Raw genomic sequence first — 15,789 nt, 5'->3', positions numbered from 1 at the left:
CGAAAATCCGGAGGGACCGGCCTTCTCTCGGCCTCGGGAATCGGGTGGCCGCTTGGCGCCGGATCTGGGATTTCTTTGTCGCTATCGAGAAAGGAATCCGTGATGCCAAGACTTGAAGGAAAGACCGCGATCATAACTGGGGCAAGCTCGGGTATCGGCCGCGCCGCCGCCGCGCTTTTTGCCCGTGAAGGCGCAAAGCTCGTCATTACCGCGCGGCGCGAGCGCGAACTCAAGCAACTCGCGCAGGAAATCGAAGACGCGGGCGGCGAGGCCGCGATCCTCGCCGGCGACATCCGTGACGAGGCACTGAACAAGGCGCTGGTCGATCTCGCGGTCCGCCGCTTCGGTGGGTTGGATATCGCCTTCAACAATGCCGGGACGGTGGGCGCGATGGGCGAACTCCCGTCGCTCTCCGTCGAGGACTGGCGGGAAACGCTCGACACGAACCTGACGAGCGCTTTCCTTGCAGCCAAGCATCAGATACCGGCAATGGTGGCCCGTGGCGGCGGTTCGCTGATCTTTACGTCGAGTTTCGTCGGACACACCGCTGGCTTTCCGGGAACCACCGCCTATGCGGCGAGCAAGGCGGGTCTTGTCGGCCTCACACAGTCGCTGGCGGTCGAATTCGGGGCGGGGAGCGTGCGCGTCAACGCGCTGCTGCCGGGCGGGACCGACACGCCGTCCAACCACGCGAACCTGCCGGGTGCGGCGCCGGAAACCCGAGGCTTCATCGAAGGCCTGCACGCGCTGAAACGGATGGGGCGCTCCGAGGAGATCGCCGAAGCCGCGCTCTATCTCGCGTCCGATGCCGCGAGCTTTGTCACCGGGACGGCGCTGCTCGTCGATGGCGGCGTCTCGATCAACCGCACCTGATCTTGCAATCATCGAGCGCATAGGCACAGTCGCGCCTCGGAGACCTCAGGGAGGAGCAGAGCATGAAGAAACCCGGATCGATGAAATCGCTCGAGGATCTCGGTCGCGTCAGGCTCTCGCAAAACTTCTTCCTGCGGGACTTCCTGCATTCCGAGATTGCCGACTTTTATCGCATTCCGAACATTCCGGACGATCCGGATCTCGCCATCGAGGCGGGGAGAAAACTGTGCGAGGAACTGCTTGAACCGTTGCAGGCGACCTTCGGTCGCCTCCACATCCGCTCCGCTTATCGCAATCGCGCGGTCAACGCTTTCGGCAACGCCAACAAGCTCAATTGCTCCACCAATGCGGCGACGGCGGCCGACCACATATGGGATATGCGCGACGCCGACGGATGCATGGGCGCAACCGCCTGCGTCGTCATTCCCTGGGTTTGGGACCGGGAGCGTGAGGGCGGCGGCTGGCAGAGTCTTGCCTGGTGGATCCACGACCACCTGCCTTATGCTTCGCTCTGCTTCTTTCCAAAACTCTGGGCCTTCAACATCCAGTGGCACGAGAGGCCGCGCCGCACCATCAGAAGCTATGCCGAGCCGCGCGGGCTTTTGACGAAGCCGGGCATGGCCAACCACGAGGGCAGCCACGCCGAGCACTATGCAGGCTTTCCACCGCTCGCGAAGGTGGCGAGTTTGTAATCCGCCCGCATCCGCTACTCGCTCACGTCGTTCAGCCTGCCGATCGCCTCGTCGGAAAGCTTGAGCTCGGCAGACTTCACGAGGCTCGCCAGTTGATCGAGATTGGTTGCGCTGGCGATCGGCGCGGTCACGCCCTTGCGGGCGATGATCCAGGCAAGCGCGATTTCCGCCTGTTTCGCCCCGGTTTCCTCGGCGATTTCATCCAGGACGCCGAGGATGCGCATGCCGCGCCCGTCGAGATATTTCTCGACGCCGCCACCGCGGGCGGAACCCTCGAGGTCGATGTGCGAGCGGTATTTGCCGGAAAGGAATCCCCGCGCCAGGCTGAAATAGGTGATGACACCGATTTCCTCGGCGATGCAGAGCTCTCGCAGGGGGCCGTCAAAGGACGCCCGGTCGTAGAGATTGTATTCCGGCTGCAGCACGGCGTAGCGTGGCAGTCCCTTCGTCGCCGAGACGTCGAGGGCGTTGCGCAACTGCGTCGCATCGAGGTTCGATGCGCCGATAGCGCGGACCTTGCCCTCGGTGAGAAGCGCATCATAGGCGGCAAGCGTTTCCTCATAAGGCGTCTCTGGATCCGGCCAATGCGACAGGTAGACGTCGATATGGTCGGTCTGCAGACGGCGCAGCGAATCCTCGACCGCTTGCATGATCCAGCGCCGCGAAAGGCCCTTACGGTCCGGCCCCAGCTCCGATCCGACCTTGGTGACAATGACGGCTTCGTCGCGCGCACGGCCTGACCGCTTCAGCCACTTGCCGATGATCGTTTCGGATTCACCGCCCTTGTTTCCGGGTACCCATGACGAATAGGCGTCCGCTGTGTCGACGGAGTTGAAGCCGGCGTCGAAGAAGGCATCGAGCAAGGTGAAGGATGTCTTCTCATCCGCCGTCCAGCCAAAGACGTTGCCGCCGAAAACGAGCGGCGCAATCGAGAGACCGGTGCGGCCGAGTCTGCGCTTTTCCATGGTTTCACTCCACAAGGTTGGATGAAAACAAGTCTGCGATCGGGAGGATTGCGGGCTGAAAGATAGGTCAGCATTGGGCAGAATGACACCTGCCAGATCAAGATGATTTTGAGTCTGATTGCCGCAGAATCATAAACGTGATCGATTCTAATAAGTTGAGACGCGGGACGCGAGCGGAAAACCGCGCACACTTTTCCTCATCCCGCTCGGTGGTTTTTCTGAGCGTCGCATGGTTGCTAGGTACGTACCTCGGGGCTAGTGTCGGCGCAGCCAAGAAGGAGTCTTGCCATGCTTCGTTTCGGAATTCTGTCGACGGCCAGGATCGGCCGCGAACTCGTCGTGCCCGCCATTCAGGACGCGGAAAACTGCGTGGTCTCGGCGATCGCCAGCCGTGATCTCGCCAAGGCGAGAGCGATGGCCGACCGTTTCTCGGTGCCGCATGCGTTTGGATCCTACGAGGAAATGCTGGCATCCGACCTGATCGATGCCGTCTACATTCCGCTGCCGACCTCGCAGCACGTGGAATGGACGATCAAGGCGGCGGACGCCGGCAAGCACGTGCTCTGCGAAAAGCCGATCGCGCTCAAGGCGGAGGAGATCGACGCACTGATCGCAGCGCGCGACAGCAATAAGGTGTTGGTTTCGGAAGCTTTCATGGTGACTTATAGCCCGGTGTGGCGGAAGGTGCGCTCGCTGCTTGCGGAAGGAGCGATCGGCAAGCTCAGGCATGTCCAGGGCGCCTTCACCTATTACAATCGCGATCCCGGCAACATGCGCAACGTCCCGGAACTCGGTGGCGGCGGCCTGCCGGATATCGGCGTCTATCCGACGATCACGACCCGCTTCGTGACCGGCAAGGAGCCGGTTCGCATTCAGGCCAATACCGACCGCGACCCGGAATTCGGCACCGACATCTATTCGAGCGTGCGCGCCGACTTCGGCGATTTCGAGCTGAGCTTCTACATTTCGACCCAGCTTGCCGCCCGTCAGGTCATGGTCTTCCACGGCGACAAGGGCTACATCGAGGTGAAGTCGCCCTTCAATGCGGACCGCTACGGCCGCGAGGAGGTGGAACTGACCAACCAGAATCACGCCCAGTCACAGCTCTTCCGCTTCCAGGATGCGCGCCAGTACAAGCTCGAGGCTGAGGCGTTCTCGCGCGCGGCAACCGGCCAGCCGGAGGAAGTGGTGACGCTCGAGAACTCGCGCCTCAACCAGAAGCTCATCGACGCCATCTACCGGGCGAGCGAAAAGGACGGCTGGGAGACAGTCTAAAACCGAAACATTAGCCGGCGAATGATGGCCCGCCTCGAGCGGGCCATTTGTTGGAAGCGCTCTCGTGCGCTACTGCGCGGCGCTTTAGGTGATCATCAAACCGATTACCTCTGAGGTAATGGATTTTGCGCTTCCATCGGGCCAATCTGCCGGCGCAATGGAGGAAAGGGGTTCATGGAATTCGGCCGTCACCTGAAGGAATGGCGCGGTCATCGCCGCATGAGCCAGCTCGATCTCGCCGTTGCCGCTGGAATTTCCGCGCGCCACCTTTCGTTTCTGGAAACCGGCCGCTCGAAACCGTCCGAGGGAATGATCCTGCGGCTGGCGTCGGTGCTCGATATTCCGGCCCGGGATCAGGGCTCGCTCTTTACCGCCGCAGGCTACAGGCCGCGGATCACGACACGTCCCGCTCGCGGGCTCGACGCCATGCCTCCCGCCGTCGCAAGCGCGATCCGGCTGATGCTCGAGCGCCATGCTCCCTATCCCGGTCTCGTCTTCGACCATGAATACACCGTGCTGCTCACCACTCCCGCCTTTGCCGCACTCGCGGAAGCGACGAAGATACCCGTCAACCCCGGTCAGAACTTCCTCGACGCTTTCCTCGGATCGGAGAGCATCCGCGCGCTCGTCATCAACTGGGAGGCAGCCGCCGCGGACCTCGTCCAGAGGGTGCGGATGGAGGCCTGGCTGCAGGGGCCACGCAGTCCCTTGCAAAGGCGGCTGGAGCGTCTCGTCGCCGATCCGGCGGTCGCCCGGGCAATCGGCAACTATCCCGAGACCGATCGGCTGCCGGTGCTACCGGTCGAACTGCGCGTCGGCAGCACCGAACTCAGTTTCATCACCACGCTTTCGACCTTCGGCTCGACCCAGGACGCGCTGGTCGAGGGTGTGCTGATCGAATCTTTCTTTCCGGCCGACGACGCGACGCGGCGCTTCTTCGAGCATCCGGATTAATGCTTGTGAGAACCCAGGACGGTTTTTGTTGAACGCAATAGGGCTTCAGGAATTTATGACGATCATGCCGCCGATGATGAGCGCGGCGCCGGCGGCATAACGAATGGTGAGCGCCTCGCCGAGAAAGAGGGCCGCGAACAGCGGGACGAAGCAGAATGTCAGCGCCATGAAGGAGTAGGCAAGCGTCAGCGGCACGGACCTCAAGGTGAAGATCCAGATGATCGTACCGAGGCCATAGAGTGCCAGCGCTGTGAGCAGCATTGGGTTCGACATTAGCGCCGCCAAGCTCCGGAAATCGAAGCCGTCCGTTCTCGCGCTGGTCAGCTTGAACAGGATCTGCCCGGTCGAAATCAGGATCGGCGTGAAGATCAGCCCGAACCAGACGGCCGGCGCGAGATTGAAAGCGATCATCCGTTGAGCCTCACGACTTGTCTTCGCGATAGAAAATGTCGCGCCCGATGTCGACGCACTCATGTCGCTCGGGCACCGGATGCATCGCCCTGAGGAAAGAATGCGTGTAGGGGAAGAAGTTGAAATGCGGGTTGAACGTGTAGCGGTATTCCCGCTCGCGCGGCACGACGATGATCACCCGCTGCCGCGCGATGCGGCGGAGCTCCGAGATCGCCCGGCGATAGTCGAGAATATGTTCGATCACATGGGTGCAGACGACCGTGTCGAACTCTCCGTCTGAAAACGGCAGCTCCTCGATCTTGGCGGCAACATATTCGACGCCGTCGATCGCTGAGGCATCGTCGATGGCGAAATCGACGCCGGCGAGCCGTTTCAGAGTCGGGTTGGCGCTTCGGATCCGCTTGAGCAGCGCGCCGGTGCCGCAGCCGACGTCGCAGACGCTGATGCCGCGGATCTCGGCCGTGATCTTGCGGATGCAGGCCTCGGAGTTGTCGGTTCCTTCATGCACGCGCGGATGCTGCCGGTAAAGCTGTTCATACTCCTCGGCGGAAAGGAACGGCGCTCGCTCGCGAAAGCGCGCGAGATGCGAGATATGGTCGCCCCAGGCAAGACTCGCCATACTCTTAAAGAGGCGCGAATCGCGCAGGATGGGCGGGATGACGTCCTCGATGACGAAGCGTATGCGGTTTGTCGTTTCCCGGTTCATCGGAAATATCCCTAAAGCAATTCCAGGAAACGGTTTTCCGTCCGGAATTGCGTCGTTTCAAAAGAGTTAGAGCACTGTTTCGAAGAAATCGTGAAATGCTCCAGGTCTCAGGCTTTCCTGATCCGCCGCTTCGGCATGGAGACAGGAATTGCCGGCGATTTTTCATCGTCGTGCGGTCTTTGCCGGGCGATCGTCATGTAGTGGATCCGCAACTGCTCGGTTCGAGCGCGCGAGACGGAATCGAGAATGAGGCCGGCGGTGAATAGCATGATCGCCACCAGCAAGAGCGCCATCGAAAGGACCCAGGTCGGCAGGCGCGGCACAAGGCCGGTTTCGAAATATTCGATGAGCACCGGCGCCATGAAAATGAGGCTCGCACCCAGGAACGCAGCACTGATCAGACCGAAAAACGCGAAAGGCCGCGTCTCCTTCATCAGCATGGCAAACATCCAGAGGATTTTGGCGCCGTCCTTGAAGGTCGAAAGCTTCGAATGCGAACCCTCGGGCCGCCGGCCATAGTCGAGTTCGAGCTCGGTGACGGGCAGCTTGAGCCGGGATGCGTGCACCGACATCTCCGTCTCGATTTCGAATCCGTTGGAAACGGCGGGAAAACTCTTCACGAAACGGCGTGAAAAGGCCCGGTAGCCCGAGAAGATATCGCTGAAGTCGGTACCGAAGATCGAACGGTAGAGGAGATTGAAGATACGGTTGCCGAAGGCGTGGCCCTGGCGCCCCGCTTCCACCCGGATATTCCTGCGGGTTCCCACGACCATGTCCGCCTGCTCGGTCAGAAGCGTGCGAATGAGATCTTCAGCATCCCCAGGAGAATAGGTGCCGTCCCCATCGGCCATGACATAGATGTCCGCCTCGATGTCGGCGAACATGCGCCGGACGACATGACCCTTGCCCTGACGGCGCTCGCGCACGACCGTGGCCCCGGCAAGCATCGCCTGCAGCGGCGTGCCGTCGATCGAATTGTTGTCGTAGACATAGATGCGCGCGGACGGCAGCGCCGCCCCGAAGTCGCGCACGACCTGACCGATCGTCGATGCCTCATTGTAACAAGGCAGGAGGACGGCGATTTCTAGCTGATCGGACATGGATCGCTGCTCCAGTGGCGGGAACTCAAGCGATCCTACACGCGGTGCGGTTAACAAGACGCTATGCCGGCCGGGAGCATCGAGCGCGCGATCCGCGCCTCGGCCGCAGCTTTACGCTTTCTTGATTGGCGCTCGCTAAGATTGCGGCGCACTTCAAGCGGAACCGTGACGCGGTTCTTCGCATCAAACGATCGATCACGCAGCGTTCTTGGACCGCTTCAATCCAATCGCAGCCGTGATCCCAGCGGCGGGTGGATAGTCCGATGACAGAGACGGGCGGGACATGGATTGTGTCGGATGAGAACGCCGGTGCAAGCCACGCTCCGTTGTCGTCGCGATTGCCGTGGATGATATTCGCCTACTGTCTGCCGTTAATTGCATTTCTCGCCGTCGGAATGCTGCGCGCAGAGGACTATGTCGGCCGCGACAACGACGACGCGATGCGGCTCGTTCAGGTCCGCGACCTTCTGGCCGGGCAAAGTTGGTTCGACCTCACCCAGACAAGGCTCGGCCTCGATGGCGGCACATTGATGCACTGGTCGCGTCTCATCGACCTGCCGATTGCGGCACTTATCTCCCTCTTCGAGCCGATCGCCGGCGCCGAGCGAGCCGAAATGATCGCCTTGGCCATCTGGCCGTTCGTGCTGGTCATTCCATTGCTTGCCGTCATGGGTTTGGCGGGCCGACGGATTGGCGGCCCGCTATGCATCCATTTCTGCCTCGGATTGACAGCGATCTTCGTTGCGACCAGCAACCGCTTTCTGGCCGGAGCGATCGATCACCATAATGTCCAGCTCGTCCTGGTGGCGACAATGGTGGCGATGGTGGTCGATCAGCGATATCGGGCGACCAACTTCGCGATCGCCGGTGCCGCCGCGGCCTTGGCAATGGCCATCGGCGTCGAGACGACGCCTTTCGTTGCGGCGATATGCCTTGTTGTCGCTGTTATCTGGGCCTGGGAGGGGCGGGTGTTCGCCCCTGCAGCCATCGCCTTCGGTGCGGCCCTGGCAGCAACCGTGACCGCCGCGTTCTTTCTGACCGTAGCGCCGCATCTCTATGGCGCGGTTACCTGCGATAGCCTCTCGATCGCATTCTATGCCCTGTCCGCGACGGGCGGCGTCTTGCTTGCTGCCGCGGCCACGGTTGCAAGCGGCCTTGGTCGGCCGGCTCGGTTTGCGGTTCTCGCCGCCAACGGCGTCGTAATCGCAGGCGTGCTTCTCGGCATTGCACCCGAGTGCCTGCGAAATCCGCTCTCCGATCTCGATCCACTCCTGCGCGCGCTCTGGCTCGACCGTGTTATCGAGGCACGATCATTCCTGTTCGTCGCGGAGCAGGACCCGGGTAGCCTCGGCGGTTTCTATGCTGCGGGCCTTCTCGCCGTCGGGCTTTGCCTCTGGCGCATCTGGCGGGGCGAACGCACCGGCCTGTCTCTCATCCTATTGGCGGTAGTTCTCGTCAACTGGGGCATTGCGCTGATGCAGGTTCGCGCCGCCGTCTTCTCCAATCTGCTTTCCATCCTGCCGATTTCGCTTCTGCTCGTCGATCTAAGATCGAGGACGATGCAGGGGGGCGCCGGTCCATTCGCATCCGTCATCTATGTCTTGGCCGTGCTCGTTTCCGTCCCGGCTGTCTGGGCGGTGGCGGGCGAGTTGGCGGTCAACGGCGTCAAGGAAATGGCAGGCGGCGCGGCCAACGGGCAGAACAGCGCGGACCGCTGCTATTCATCGGCGGCAATGGCGGATCTGCGGAAAATCGAGCCGACCCTCGTTGTCGATCCGTCCAACATGGGCGCTTCGATCCTGCGCTTCACAGAGCATCGCGCCCTGAGCGCGCCTTATCACAGAAATCCGCAAGGCATGTTGGCTGAGCTTCGGATCGGATTGGCGGCGCCGGATGAGTCGGCGCGGATGCTGAAGGCGCTGGGCGAGCCGGTGCTGGCCTTCTGCGCGGACGATCCGCAAACGCGGATGATCGTCAAGAAGGAGCCCACGGGGCTTTATGGCCGTCTCGCCGCGGGAGAAACACCGGATTTCCTCGAGCCATTGCCGGTTACGGCGGGTACGGGCGTAAAACTTTTCCGGCTCAAGGCAAATATTCTACCGCAAGTCGCGGAATGAGCCGACATCAGCAGAAAAACGGTAGAAAGGGAGCGTGCAGCTGCTGATCTTCGCAGCGCTGTCGGTTACAAAGGACGCATGAACTCGTTCTTCGATTCCCCTGCGCCGTCGAATCTCGCCGAATATTCGGTCTCGGAGCTTTCCGGTTCGATCAAGCGAACCGTCGAGCAGGCGTTCGACCAGGTTCGTGTACGCGGCGAGATTTCTGGCTATCGCGGTCCGCACTCCTCGGGCCATGCCTATTTTTCGCTGAAGGATGATCGCGCCCGCATCGACGCGGTGATCTGGAAAAGCGCGTTTTCGCGGCTGAAGTTCCGCCCGGAAGAGGGGATGGAGGTCATCGCCACCGGCAAGGTCACGACCTTCCCGGGCTCGTCCAAATACCAGATCGTCATCGAATCTTTGGAGCCGGCAGGCGCCGGCGCGCTGATGGCACTGCTCGAGGAGCGCAAGCGCAAGCTTGGCGCCGAGGGCCTGTTCGACGCCGGGCGCAAGCGGCCGCTACCCTTCATGCCCAAGGTGATCGGCGTCGTGACCTCGCCGACCGGCGCCGTCATCCGCGATATCCTCCACCGGATTGCCGACCGCTTCCCGGTCCATGTCGTCGTCTGGCCGGTGCGTGTCCAGGGCGACGGATCGGGCGAGGAAGTGGCAGCGGCGATACACGGCTTCAACGCGCTGGAGACCGGCGGGCCGATTCCACGGCCGGACGTGCTGATCGTCGCGCGCGGCGGCGGTAGCCTTGAGGACCTCTGGAGCTTCAACGACGAGGCCGTCGCGCGCGCGGCGGCCGCGTCCCAGATTCCGCTGATCTCGGCCGTCGGCCACGAGACTGACTGGACGCTGATCGACTATGCCGCCGACCAGCGGGCGCCGACGCCGACTGGTGCCGCCGAAATGGCCGTACCGGTGAAGGCCGACCTCGAGGCGGAGGTGTCCGCATTGTCGGCACGGCTGAAGGCGGCCGCGGTACGACAGATGGAGAACCGCCGGCAGGCGGTGCGCTCGCTTTCCCGCGCGCTCCCTTCGCTCGATCAGTTGCTGGCTCTGCCGCGGCGCCGTTTCGACGAGGCGTCGGCCGGTCTTGGCCGTGGCCTGCAAATGAATACCGCCAACAAGCGCCGTGCCTTCGAGCGGATAGCGGCGCATCTCCGGTCGGATCTGCTGACGACGAGGATCAGCGATCGCCGGCGGCATCTCTCGGAGGCGATGAACCGTGCCGAGCGGATCGTCGAGCGTCAGGTCCATCGTGGCCAGTCCCGCGTCTCCGCCGCCGACGCTTCGCTTCGCACCCTGCCGTCGCGGCTAATCGGGCAGATCCATCGCGCCTCGGATCGCGTTTCGGGCCTTTGCGCGCGGTCTGATGCTGCCATTGCCGGCGAGATGCGCCGGCTCAAGGGCGTGCTGACCGCGCAGGACCGGGTGCTGCAATCGCTGTCTTATCGCAATGTGCTGAAGCGCGGCTTCGCGCTGGTGCGCGATGCGGCCGGCCAGCCGGTGAAACAGGCGGCGGCGGTCGCGCCTGGCATGGCGCTTTCGCTGGAATTCTCCGATGGCAGCGTGTCCGCGGTCGCAGGCGAGGGCGGCGCGCCCCCTTCGCCGCAAGAACCGAAAAAGCGTTCGCCACGGTCGCCGGAGCCGGCTTCCGGGCCGCCCAAGCAGGGCAGTCTGTTCTAAGCGGGTCGGGAAAAGTCCCGCGGTTTTCCGCCGGCATCCCGCCGCAGCTAGTGGATCGACGACGATGCATATCCTGATGGTGCTCGCCCATCCGCTTGAGGACAGCTTTGCCGCAAGCGTCGCGCGGGTGGCCAGGCAAGCGCTTGAGGGCAGGGGCCACACAGTCGACCTGCTCGACCTTTATCGCGAAGGCTTCGACCCGCGGCTGACCGTTACGGAGCGCGGCAGCTATTTCGACGAACACTATGACGCCTCAGAGGTCTCGGGGTGGATCACACGGGTCAAGGCGGCGGACGGCCTGGTGCTCGTGTTTCCGCAGTGGTGGTTCAATTTCCCGGCGATCCTCAAGGGCTTCTTCGATCGGATCTTCGCACCCGGTGTCGCCTTCGATCATGATCCGGCGGGCGGGAGGATTGTCCCGCGGCTCGGCAATATCAAGCTGTTCTGGGCGCTGACCAGCACCGGCTCACCCTGGTGGGTGGTGCATCTCTACATGGGCAATCCGGTGCGGCGGCTGCTCAAGCGCGGCATCGCCGCTTTCTGTAGCAAGGGTGTCGATTTTCGCATGATCAGCTTGCACGACATGGATCGGGCGACAGAGGCGAAGCGCAAGCGCCATCTCGAACGCGTGGGCGCTTTGGTGAGCCGGATCGGGATGAGGAAAACTTTGCGCGGTTTTCCTCATCCCGATCCATAAAGTGATTTCATTCGAACGTCGCAAGAAATTTCCTGAGCAGCGCTTCAAGTGCCTCGCGCTCATCAGGCTGAAGGCCCGCAACCAGGCGCTGCTGGTTGGCGACATGGGCCGATACTGCGGCGTCAATGCGTTTTAGCCCCGCCGGCGTCAGCGCGATGATTACGCCGCGCCGATCGTCGGGATTATCCAGCCGCTCAACGAGGCCGGCCTTTTCGAGCTGGTCGATACGATTGGTCATGGTTCCCGAAGTGACCATGGTCGCCGCAAGCAGATCGCCGGGCGAAAGCTGAAAGGGCGGTCCCGACCGGCGGAGCGTCGCCAACACGTCGAAACTCGCGGATGTGAGATCGTGCTCGGCGAAGACCGTTTCCTGCTCGCGGGCGACATGGGCCCTGAGCCGCGCCAAGCGCCCGAGAAGACCCATCGCGGAGACATCGAGCTCCGGCCGCTCCCGGCGCCACTGTGCCAGAATCCTGTCTACGTGGTCCTTGTTCAGCTTTTCCATATCGATTCGCAAAACGCGGCTTCGAACCGTTCCGCGCCTCCTCGCCGCTCTACCTCTCAGATCTCTTGACGTCAAGATAAATTCGGCTAGTATGTATATCTTGATATAAAGATTCTTGAGTTGAAGAAAATGCAGACACGAAGATTCGACATTGGCCTCACGGCCATAGCGCCGGCGATCTGGGGCAGCACCTATCTCGTCACGACGGAATTTCTACCGCCTGGCTATCCGCTGACAGTTGCGATGCTGAGGGCGCTGCCGGCAGGGCTGCTTCTTTTGCTCATCGTCCGGCAAATGCCGAAGCGGATCTGGTGGCTGCGGAGCTTCGTACTCGGCGCGCTCAACTTCTCGTTCTTCTGGACCATGCTTTTCGTTTCCGCCTACCGCCTTCCCGGTGGTGTCGCCGCGACCGTCGGCGCCGTTCAGCCGCTGATCGTGATCGTCCTGTCGCGGGTCGTTCTCGGCTCGCCCATCAAGGCCCTGAGCGTCGCTGCCGGCATCGCCGGCATGGCAGGCGTGGCGCTGCTGGTGTTGACGCCGAAGGCGGCGCTCGATCCGGTGGGGGTTGCGGCGGGTCTGGCGGGTGCCGTCTCCATGGCATTCGGCACGGTGCTGAGCCGTCACTGGGCCCCGCCGGTTTCCCCGCTCACCTTCACCGCCTGGCAACTGACGGCCGGCGGCCTGCTGCTGGTGCCGGCCGTTGTTCTGCTGGAGCCGTCCCTGCCACCGCTCACCGGCGCCAACTTCCTTGGGTTCGCCTATCTCGGGCTGATCGGCGCCGCCTTCACCTATGTTCTCTGGCTACGCGGGCTTTCACGCCTGGAGCCGTCGCAGGTCTCGCCGCTAGGCTTCCTGAGCCCTGTCACGGCGATCCTGCTCGGCTGGGGCGTGCTCGACCAGCAACTCGCGGCGGTGCAACTGCTGGGGATCGCCGTCGTCTTCGCAAGCGTCTGGATGAGCCAGCAGGCACAGATGGCGCGTCGCGCAGAACCGGCGCGGGCATAGCAGGTGCGGCGGAATGCCCCTCACCCTAGCCCTGCGCGGAGAGAGGTACTGAGACGCTGCAGCAACTCCCTTCTCCCGCCTGCGGGGAGAAGCTGCCGGCAGGCGCATGAGGGGCAGATGTCCGAGCGGAAAACTGATCAGGCCCATTCGCCCTTCCGCATGACCGGCGCGCGGCTGCCGTCCGCCCGTACGCCGTCGATATCGACCTTGTCCGAGCCGATCATCCAGTCGATGTGGATCAGGCTCGAATTGCCGCCCTGCGTCCGGATCTGTTCCTGGCTAAGGTTGGCGCCATCAAGGAAGCACTCCGAGTAGCATTGGCCGAGCGCGATGTGGCAGGAGGCGTTTTCATCGAAGAGGGTGTTGTAGAAGAGGATGCCGCTCGCCGAAATCGGCGAGGAATGCGGCACCAGCGCCACTTCGCCGAGCCGGCGTGCACCCTCGTCGGTGTCGAGAACCTTGTTCAGCACCTCCTCGCCGCGCGAAGCCTTGGCTTCGACGATCCGGCCGCCTTCGAAGCGCACCTGAATATTGTCGATCAACGTGCCTTGGTGGGAGAGCGGCTTCGTGCTCGACACGTGGCCTTCGACGCGCAGCGCATGCGGCGTCGTGAATACTTCTTCGGTGGGAATGTTTGGGTTGCAGGTAATGCCGTTCTTGGCGGTCGAGGCACCGCCGTGCCATTCGTGGCCATCCGCAAGCCCGACGGTCAAATCGGTGCCCGGGCCGGTGAAATGCAGCGCTGCGAAGCGTTCGCCGTTCAGCCATGCCGAGCGCCTACGGAGGTTCTGATTGTGCTCCTTCCAGGCGGCGATCGGGTCGTCGACGTCGACGCGCGAGGCGGCGAAAATGGCATTCGCCAGCTTCTCGACGGCAACCGTCTCGGGATCGTCCGGAAACATCTGCTTTGCCCAGGAAGGGTTCGGATAGGAGACGATATTCCAGTTGATGTCGAAGTTGGTGATTTTCTCGAGCGCCGGCTTGTAGGCGATCGAGTTCGCCCTGTTGGCCCGCGCGACCTTCGCCGGATCCTCAGCCGAAAGCATCATCGGGTTGTCGCCGGCAATCGCGAGCCGTGCGGCGCCGCCGGCATAGGCTTTGGCCATGCCTTCGTAGAGCCAGTCGCTAGCGCGATCGAAGCTCTCGTCCGGCGCATGGGCGTAACGGGCAAGCGTGCTTTCCTCATCGGAATAGAACGTCGTCACCAGACCCGCGCCGGCCATATAGGCATGCTTGGTGATAAGGCGCACGAGCGGCAGCGCCGCGATCGGCGCGGTCACCACAAGGTCCTGGCTCCTCTGGAGCTGCAAGCCGACCTTGATGGCGAGCTCCGCGAGCTTTTCGAGTTTTACCGGGTCGACGGAATTCTTTGCGGATTGAATGGGGGCGTTCATCGCGGCTCCTGCTGTCCCTCTCGCGCCGTTTCCGAAGGCCAACGGCAATTGCCGACGAAACGAGCGCATGGCTTTTGCGTGCCGTCGCCGCCTTGCACGTCCGGGACGCGCGCGGTCGAGCGGTGCGCCCGTTTTAGACTGGTTCAGGCGAAAACAGAAGGCCCTTGCGGTGTAGCCCGTGTCACGCGGCGGCGCGCCTCGACCGAAGCAGCGCCGCGTCATGTTTCCTGAGAAACGCCATCAATCGCTCGGGATAATCTTCGGTTACCGCGGCTTTCACACTTGGCCGTGCGGCAAGCGCCTTCCGCCAGGCGGTCACGCGCGGCAGATTGTCAAAGATGCCCGCATCCGAAATCGTGTCGAACACGTCGAAATAGCGAAAGATCGGTGCGAAGACGGCATCGACCAGGCTGAAATCGGCGCCCGCGAAATGGGGGCCGTCGCCGAGCTCGGCTTCGACGGTCGCGAATTTCGTCTTGAGCATGCCGCGCTTGGCTTCGAGTACCTCGGCATCCTGTGTCGTTTCATAGACCCAGAGATCGGAAAGGATCGCCGATCCGAACTCCATCCAGCCGCGATGGCGCGCCCGGGTCAGCGGATCGGCCGGGTGCAGCTTCGCTCCCGGCTGGGTCTCTTCCAGGTATTCGCAGATCACCGTGCTTTCGAAGAGGATCGCTTCGCCCTCGTCCTGCGGGATGCGGAGCAGGGGCACCTTGCCGAGCGGCGAGATTTTTAGGAACCAGTCCGGCTTGTTGGCGAGATCGATGTAGACGCGTTCGAACGGCACGCCCTTTTCAGTGAGCGCGATCGCGGCGCGCTGGACGTATGGGCAGAGGTGGTGGCTGATCAGGGTCAGTGGCGCGGTCATCGTTCATCTCCCGCTGTTCGCATGAATAGATGCAATTGCATATAAACTGCCTTGCCAAATCAGTCAAGATAGATGTAATTGCATCTATGGAAGATGAACGAATGTCAGAAGGGTGCGAACCGACATTGGCGACCACGCGGGCGTGGATCGCTCTCATGCGGGCGCAGCGGCGTGTTCTCTCGGCGATCGAGAAGGATTTCAAGGAGGCAGGCCTGCCTCCGCTTGGCTGGTACGATGTGCTTTGGGAACTGGTGCGCGCCGACGCGGGTAAGCTTCGGCCGTTCGAGATCGAGGCCCGCACGCTGCTTGCCCAATATAATCTCTCGCGCCTGATCGATCGGCTGGAAAAGGAAGGCCTGGTGCGTCGGGAAGCCTTCGACGAGGATGCTCGAGGCTGCTGGGTCGTCGTGACCGAAGCGGGCCGTCAGATGCGGGCGCGCATGTGGCAGACCTATGCGTGCTCGATCGAAAGGCATGTCGGCGCAAAGCTTAACGAGGTCGAGGCGGGCAAGCTCGCCGAACTGCTTTCGCGGCTGACCTGAGACAGCCG

General features: G+C 62.6%; 16 protein-coding genes. 9 read left to right on the top strand and 7 right to left on the bottom strand.

Features of this window, described 5'->3' with window-relative positions; all coding sequences use genetic code 11:
- Window positions 1-102: 102 nt before the first annotated feature.
- Window positions 103-873 carry an SDR family oxidoreductase gene (locus tag PZN02_RS04680; RefSeq protein ID WP_280660449.1) on the top strand — a complete coding sequence of 257 codons (771 nt, stop codon included), beginning with the start codon at window positions 103-105 and terminating at the stop codon, window positions 871-873.
- 62 nt (window positions 874-935) lie between these two features.
- On the top strand, window positions 936-1,565 hold the full coding sequence (locus PZN02_RS04675; RefSeq protein ID WP_280660448.1) for a hypothetical protein: 630 nt from the start codon (window positions 936-938) through the stop codon (window positions 1,563-1,565).
- A 14-nt stretch (window positions 1,566-1,579) separates the two neighbouring features.
- On the opposite strand, the gene PZN02_RS04670 is transcribed toward PZN02_RS04675, so the two are convergent.
- On the bottom strand, window positions 1,580-2,530 hold the full coding sequence (locus tag PZN02_RS04670) for an aldo/keto reductase (RefSeq protein WP_280660447.1): 951 nt from the start codon (window positions 2,528-2,530) through the stop codon (window positions 1,580-1,582).
- A gap of 288 nt (window positions 2,531-2,818) precedes the next feature.
- Here PZN02_RS04670 and PZN02_RS04665 point away from each other — a divergent pair, with 288 nt between their 5' ends.
- A complete protein-coding gene (locus PZN02_RS04665) occupies window positions 2,819-3,805 on the top strand; it encodes a Gfo/Idh/MocA family protein (protein ID WP_280660446.1) in 987 nt (328 codons plus the stop codon).
- A 174-nt stretch (window positions 3,806-3,979) separates the two neighbouring features.
- Window positions 3,980-4,759: a helix-turn-helix domain-containing protein gene (locus PZN02_RS04660; RefSeq protein WP_280660445.1), complete on the top strand. Its 780-nt coding sequence runs from the start codon at window positions 3,980-3,982 to the stop codon at window positions 4,757-4,759.
- 45 nt (window positions 4,760-4,804) lie between these two features.
- Here PZN02_RS04660 and PZN02_RS04655 read toward each other — a convergent pair whose 3' ends face one another.
- The 3 genes from PZN02_RS04655 to PZN02_RS04645 all read right to left on the bottom strand — a co-directional run bounded on the left by PZN02_RS04655 (window position 4,805) and on the right by PZN02_RS04645 (window position 6,976).
- A complete protein-coding gene (locus tag PZN02_RS04655; protein WP_280660444.1) occupies window positions 4,805-5,170 on the bottom strand; it encodes a DMT family transporter in 366 nt (121 codons plus the stop codon).
- A gap of 10 nt (window positions 5,171-5,180) precedes the next feature.
- A complete protein-coding gene (locus tag PZN02_RS04650; RefSeq protein ID WP_280660443.1) occupies window positions 5,181-5,876 on the bottom strand; it encodes a class I SAM-dependent methyltransferase in 696 nt (231 codons plus the stop codon).
- Window positions 5,877-5,983: 107 nt separating this feature from the next.
- Window positions 5,984-6,976, bottom strand: coding sequence for a glycosyltransferase (locus PZN02_RS04645; RefSeq protein ID WP_280660442.1), 993 nt, complete (start codon window positions 6,974-6,976; stop codon window positions 5,984-5,986).
- Between the two features lie 263 nt (window positions 6,977-7,239).
- On the opposite strand from PZN02_RS04645, the gene PZN02_RS04640 reads away from it, so the two are divergent.
- The 3 genes from PZN02_RS04640 to PZN02_RS04630 all read left to right on the top strand — a co-directional run bounded on the left by PZN02_RS04640 (window position 7,240) and on the right by PZN02_RS04630 (window position 11,467).
- Complete coding sequence (locus PZN02_RS04640; RefSeq protein WP_280660441.1) at window positions 7,240-9,093, top strand: hypothetical protein; 1,854 nt, start codon at window positions 7,240-7,242, stop codon at window positions 9,091-9,093.
- A gap of 78 nt (window positions 9,094-9,171) precedes the next feature.
- Window positions 9,172-10,770, top strand: a complete 1,599-nt coding sequence (xseA, locus tag PZN02_RS04635) for an exodeoxyribonuclease VII large subunit (protein ID WP_280660440.1) — start codon at window positions 9,172-9,174, stop codon at window positions 10,768-10,770.
- Between the two features lie 64 nt (window positions 10,771-10,834).
- The gene (locus PZN02_RS04630; RefSeq protein WP_280660439.1) at window positions 10,835-11,467 is read left to right on the top strand and encodes an NAD(P)H-dependent oxidoreductase; all 633 of its coding nucleotides are present in this window, start codon (window positions 10,835-10,837) and stop codon (window positions 11,465-11,467) included.
- A gap of 7 nt (window positions 11,468-11,474) precedes the next feature.
- On the opposite strand, the gene PZN02_RS04625 is transcribed toward PZN02_RS04630, so the two are convergent.
- Window positions 11,475-11,972 (bottom strand): MarR family winged helix-turn-helix transcriptional regulator, encoded by a 498-nt coding sequence (locus PZN02_RS04625; protein ID WP_280660438.1) that lies wholly within the window; start codon window positions 11,970-11,972, stop codon window positions 11,475-11,477.
- A gap of 129 nt (window positions 11,973-12,101) precedes the next feature.
- On the opposite strand from PZN02_RS04625, the gene PZN02_RS04620 reads away from it, so the two are divergent.
- The gene (locus tag PZN02_RS04620) at window positions 12,102-12,977 is read left to right on the top strand and encodes an EamA family transporter (RefSeq protein ID WP_280660437.1); all 876 of its coding nucleotides are present in this window, start codon (window positions 12,102-12,104) and stop codon (window positions 12,975-12,977) included.
- Window positions 12,978-13,114: 137 nt separating this feature from the next.
- Here PZN02_RS04620 and PZN02_RS04615 read toward each other — a convergent pair whose 3' ends face one another.
- Both PZN02_RS04615 and PZN02_RS04610 read right to left on the bottom strand, forming a co-directional pair.
- On the bottom strand, window positions 13,115-14,371 hold the full coding sequence (locus PZN02_RS04615; RefSeq protein ID WP_280660436.1) for an aminopeptidase: 1,257 nt from the start codon (window positions 14,369-14,371) through the stop codon (window positions 13,115-13,117).
- A gap of 181 nt (window positions 14,372-14,552) precedes the next feature.
- Window positions 14,553-15,239 carry a glutathione S-transferase family protein gene (locus tag PZN02_RS04610; protein ID WP_280660435.1) on the bottom strand — a complete coding sequence of 229 codons (687 nt, stop codon included), beginning with the start codon at window positions 15,237-15,239 and terminating at the stop codon, window positions 14,553-14,555.
- Between the two features lie 86 nt (window positions 15,240-15,325).
- On the opposite strand from PZN02_RS04610, the gene PZN02_RS04605 reads away from it, so the two are divergent.
- On the top strand, window positions 15,326-15,781 hold the full coding sequence (locus PZN02_RS04605; RefSeq protein ID WP_280660434.1) for a MarR family winged helix-turn-helix transcriptional regulator: 456 nt from the start codon (window positions 15,326-15,328) through the stop codon (window positions 15,779-15,781).
- Window positions 15,782-15,789 lie beyond the last annotated feature (8 nt).

Origin of the sequence: Sinorhizobium garamanticum (assembly GCF_029892065.1) — a bacterium.
Taxonomy (GTDB): domain Bacteria; phylum Pseudomonadota; class Alphaproteobacteria; order Rhizobiales; family Rhizobiaceae; genus Sinorhizobium; species Sinorhizobium garamanticum.
The sequence above is the reverse complement of the archived record's forward strand: the minus strand, read 5'-3'. Positions and strand labels throughout refer to the sequence as shown.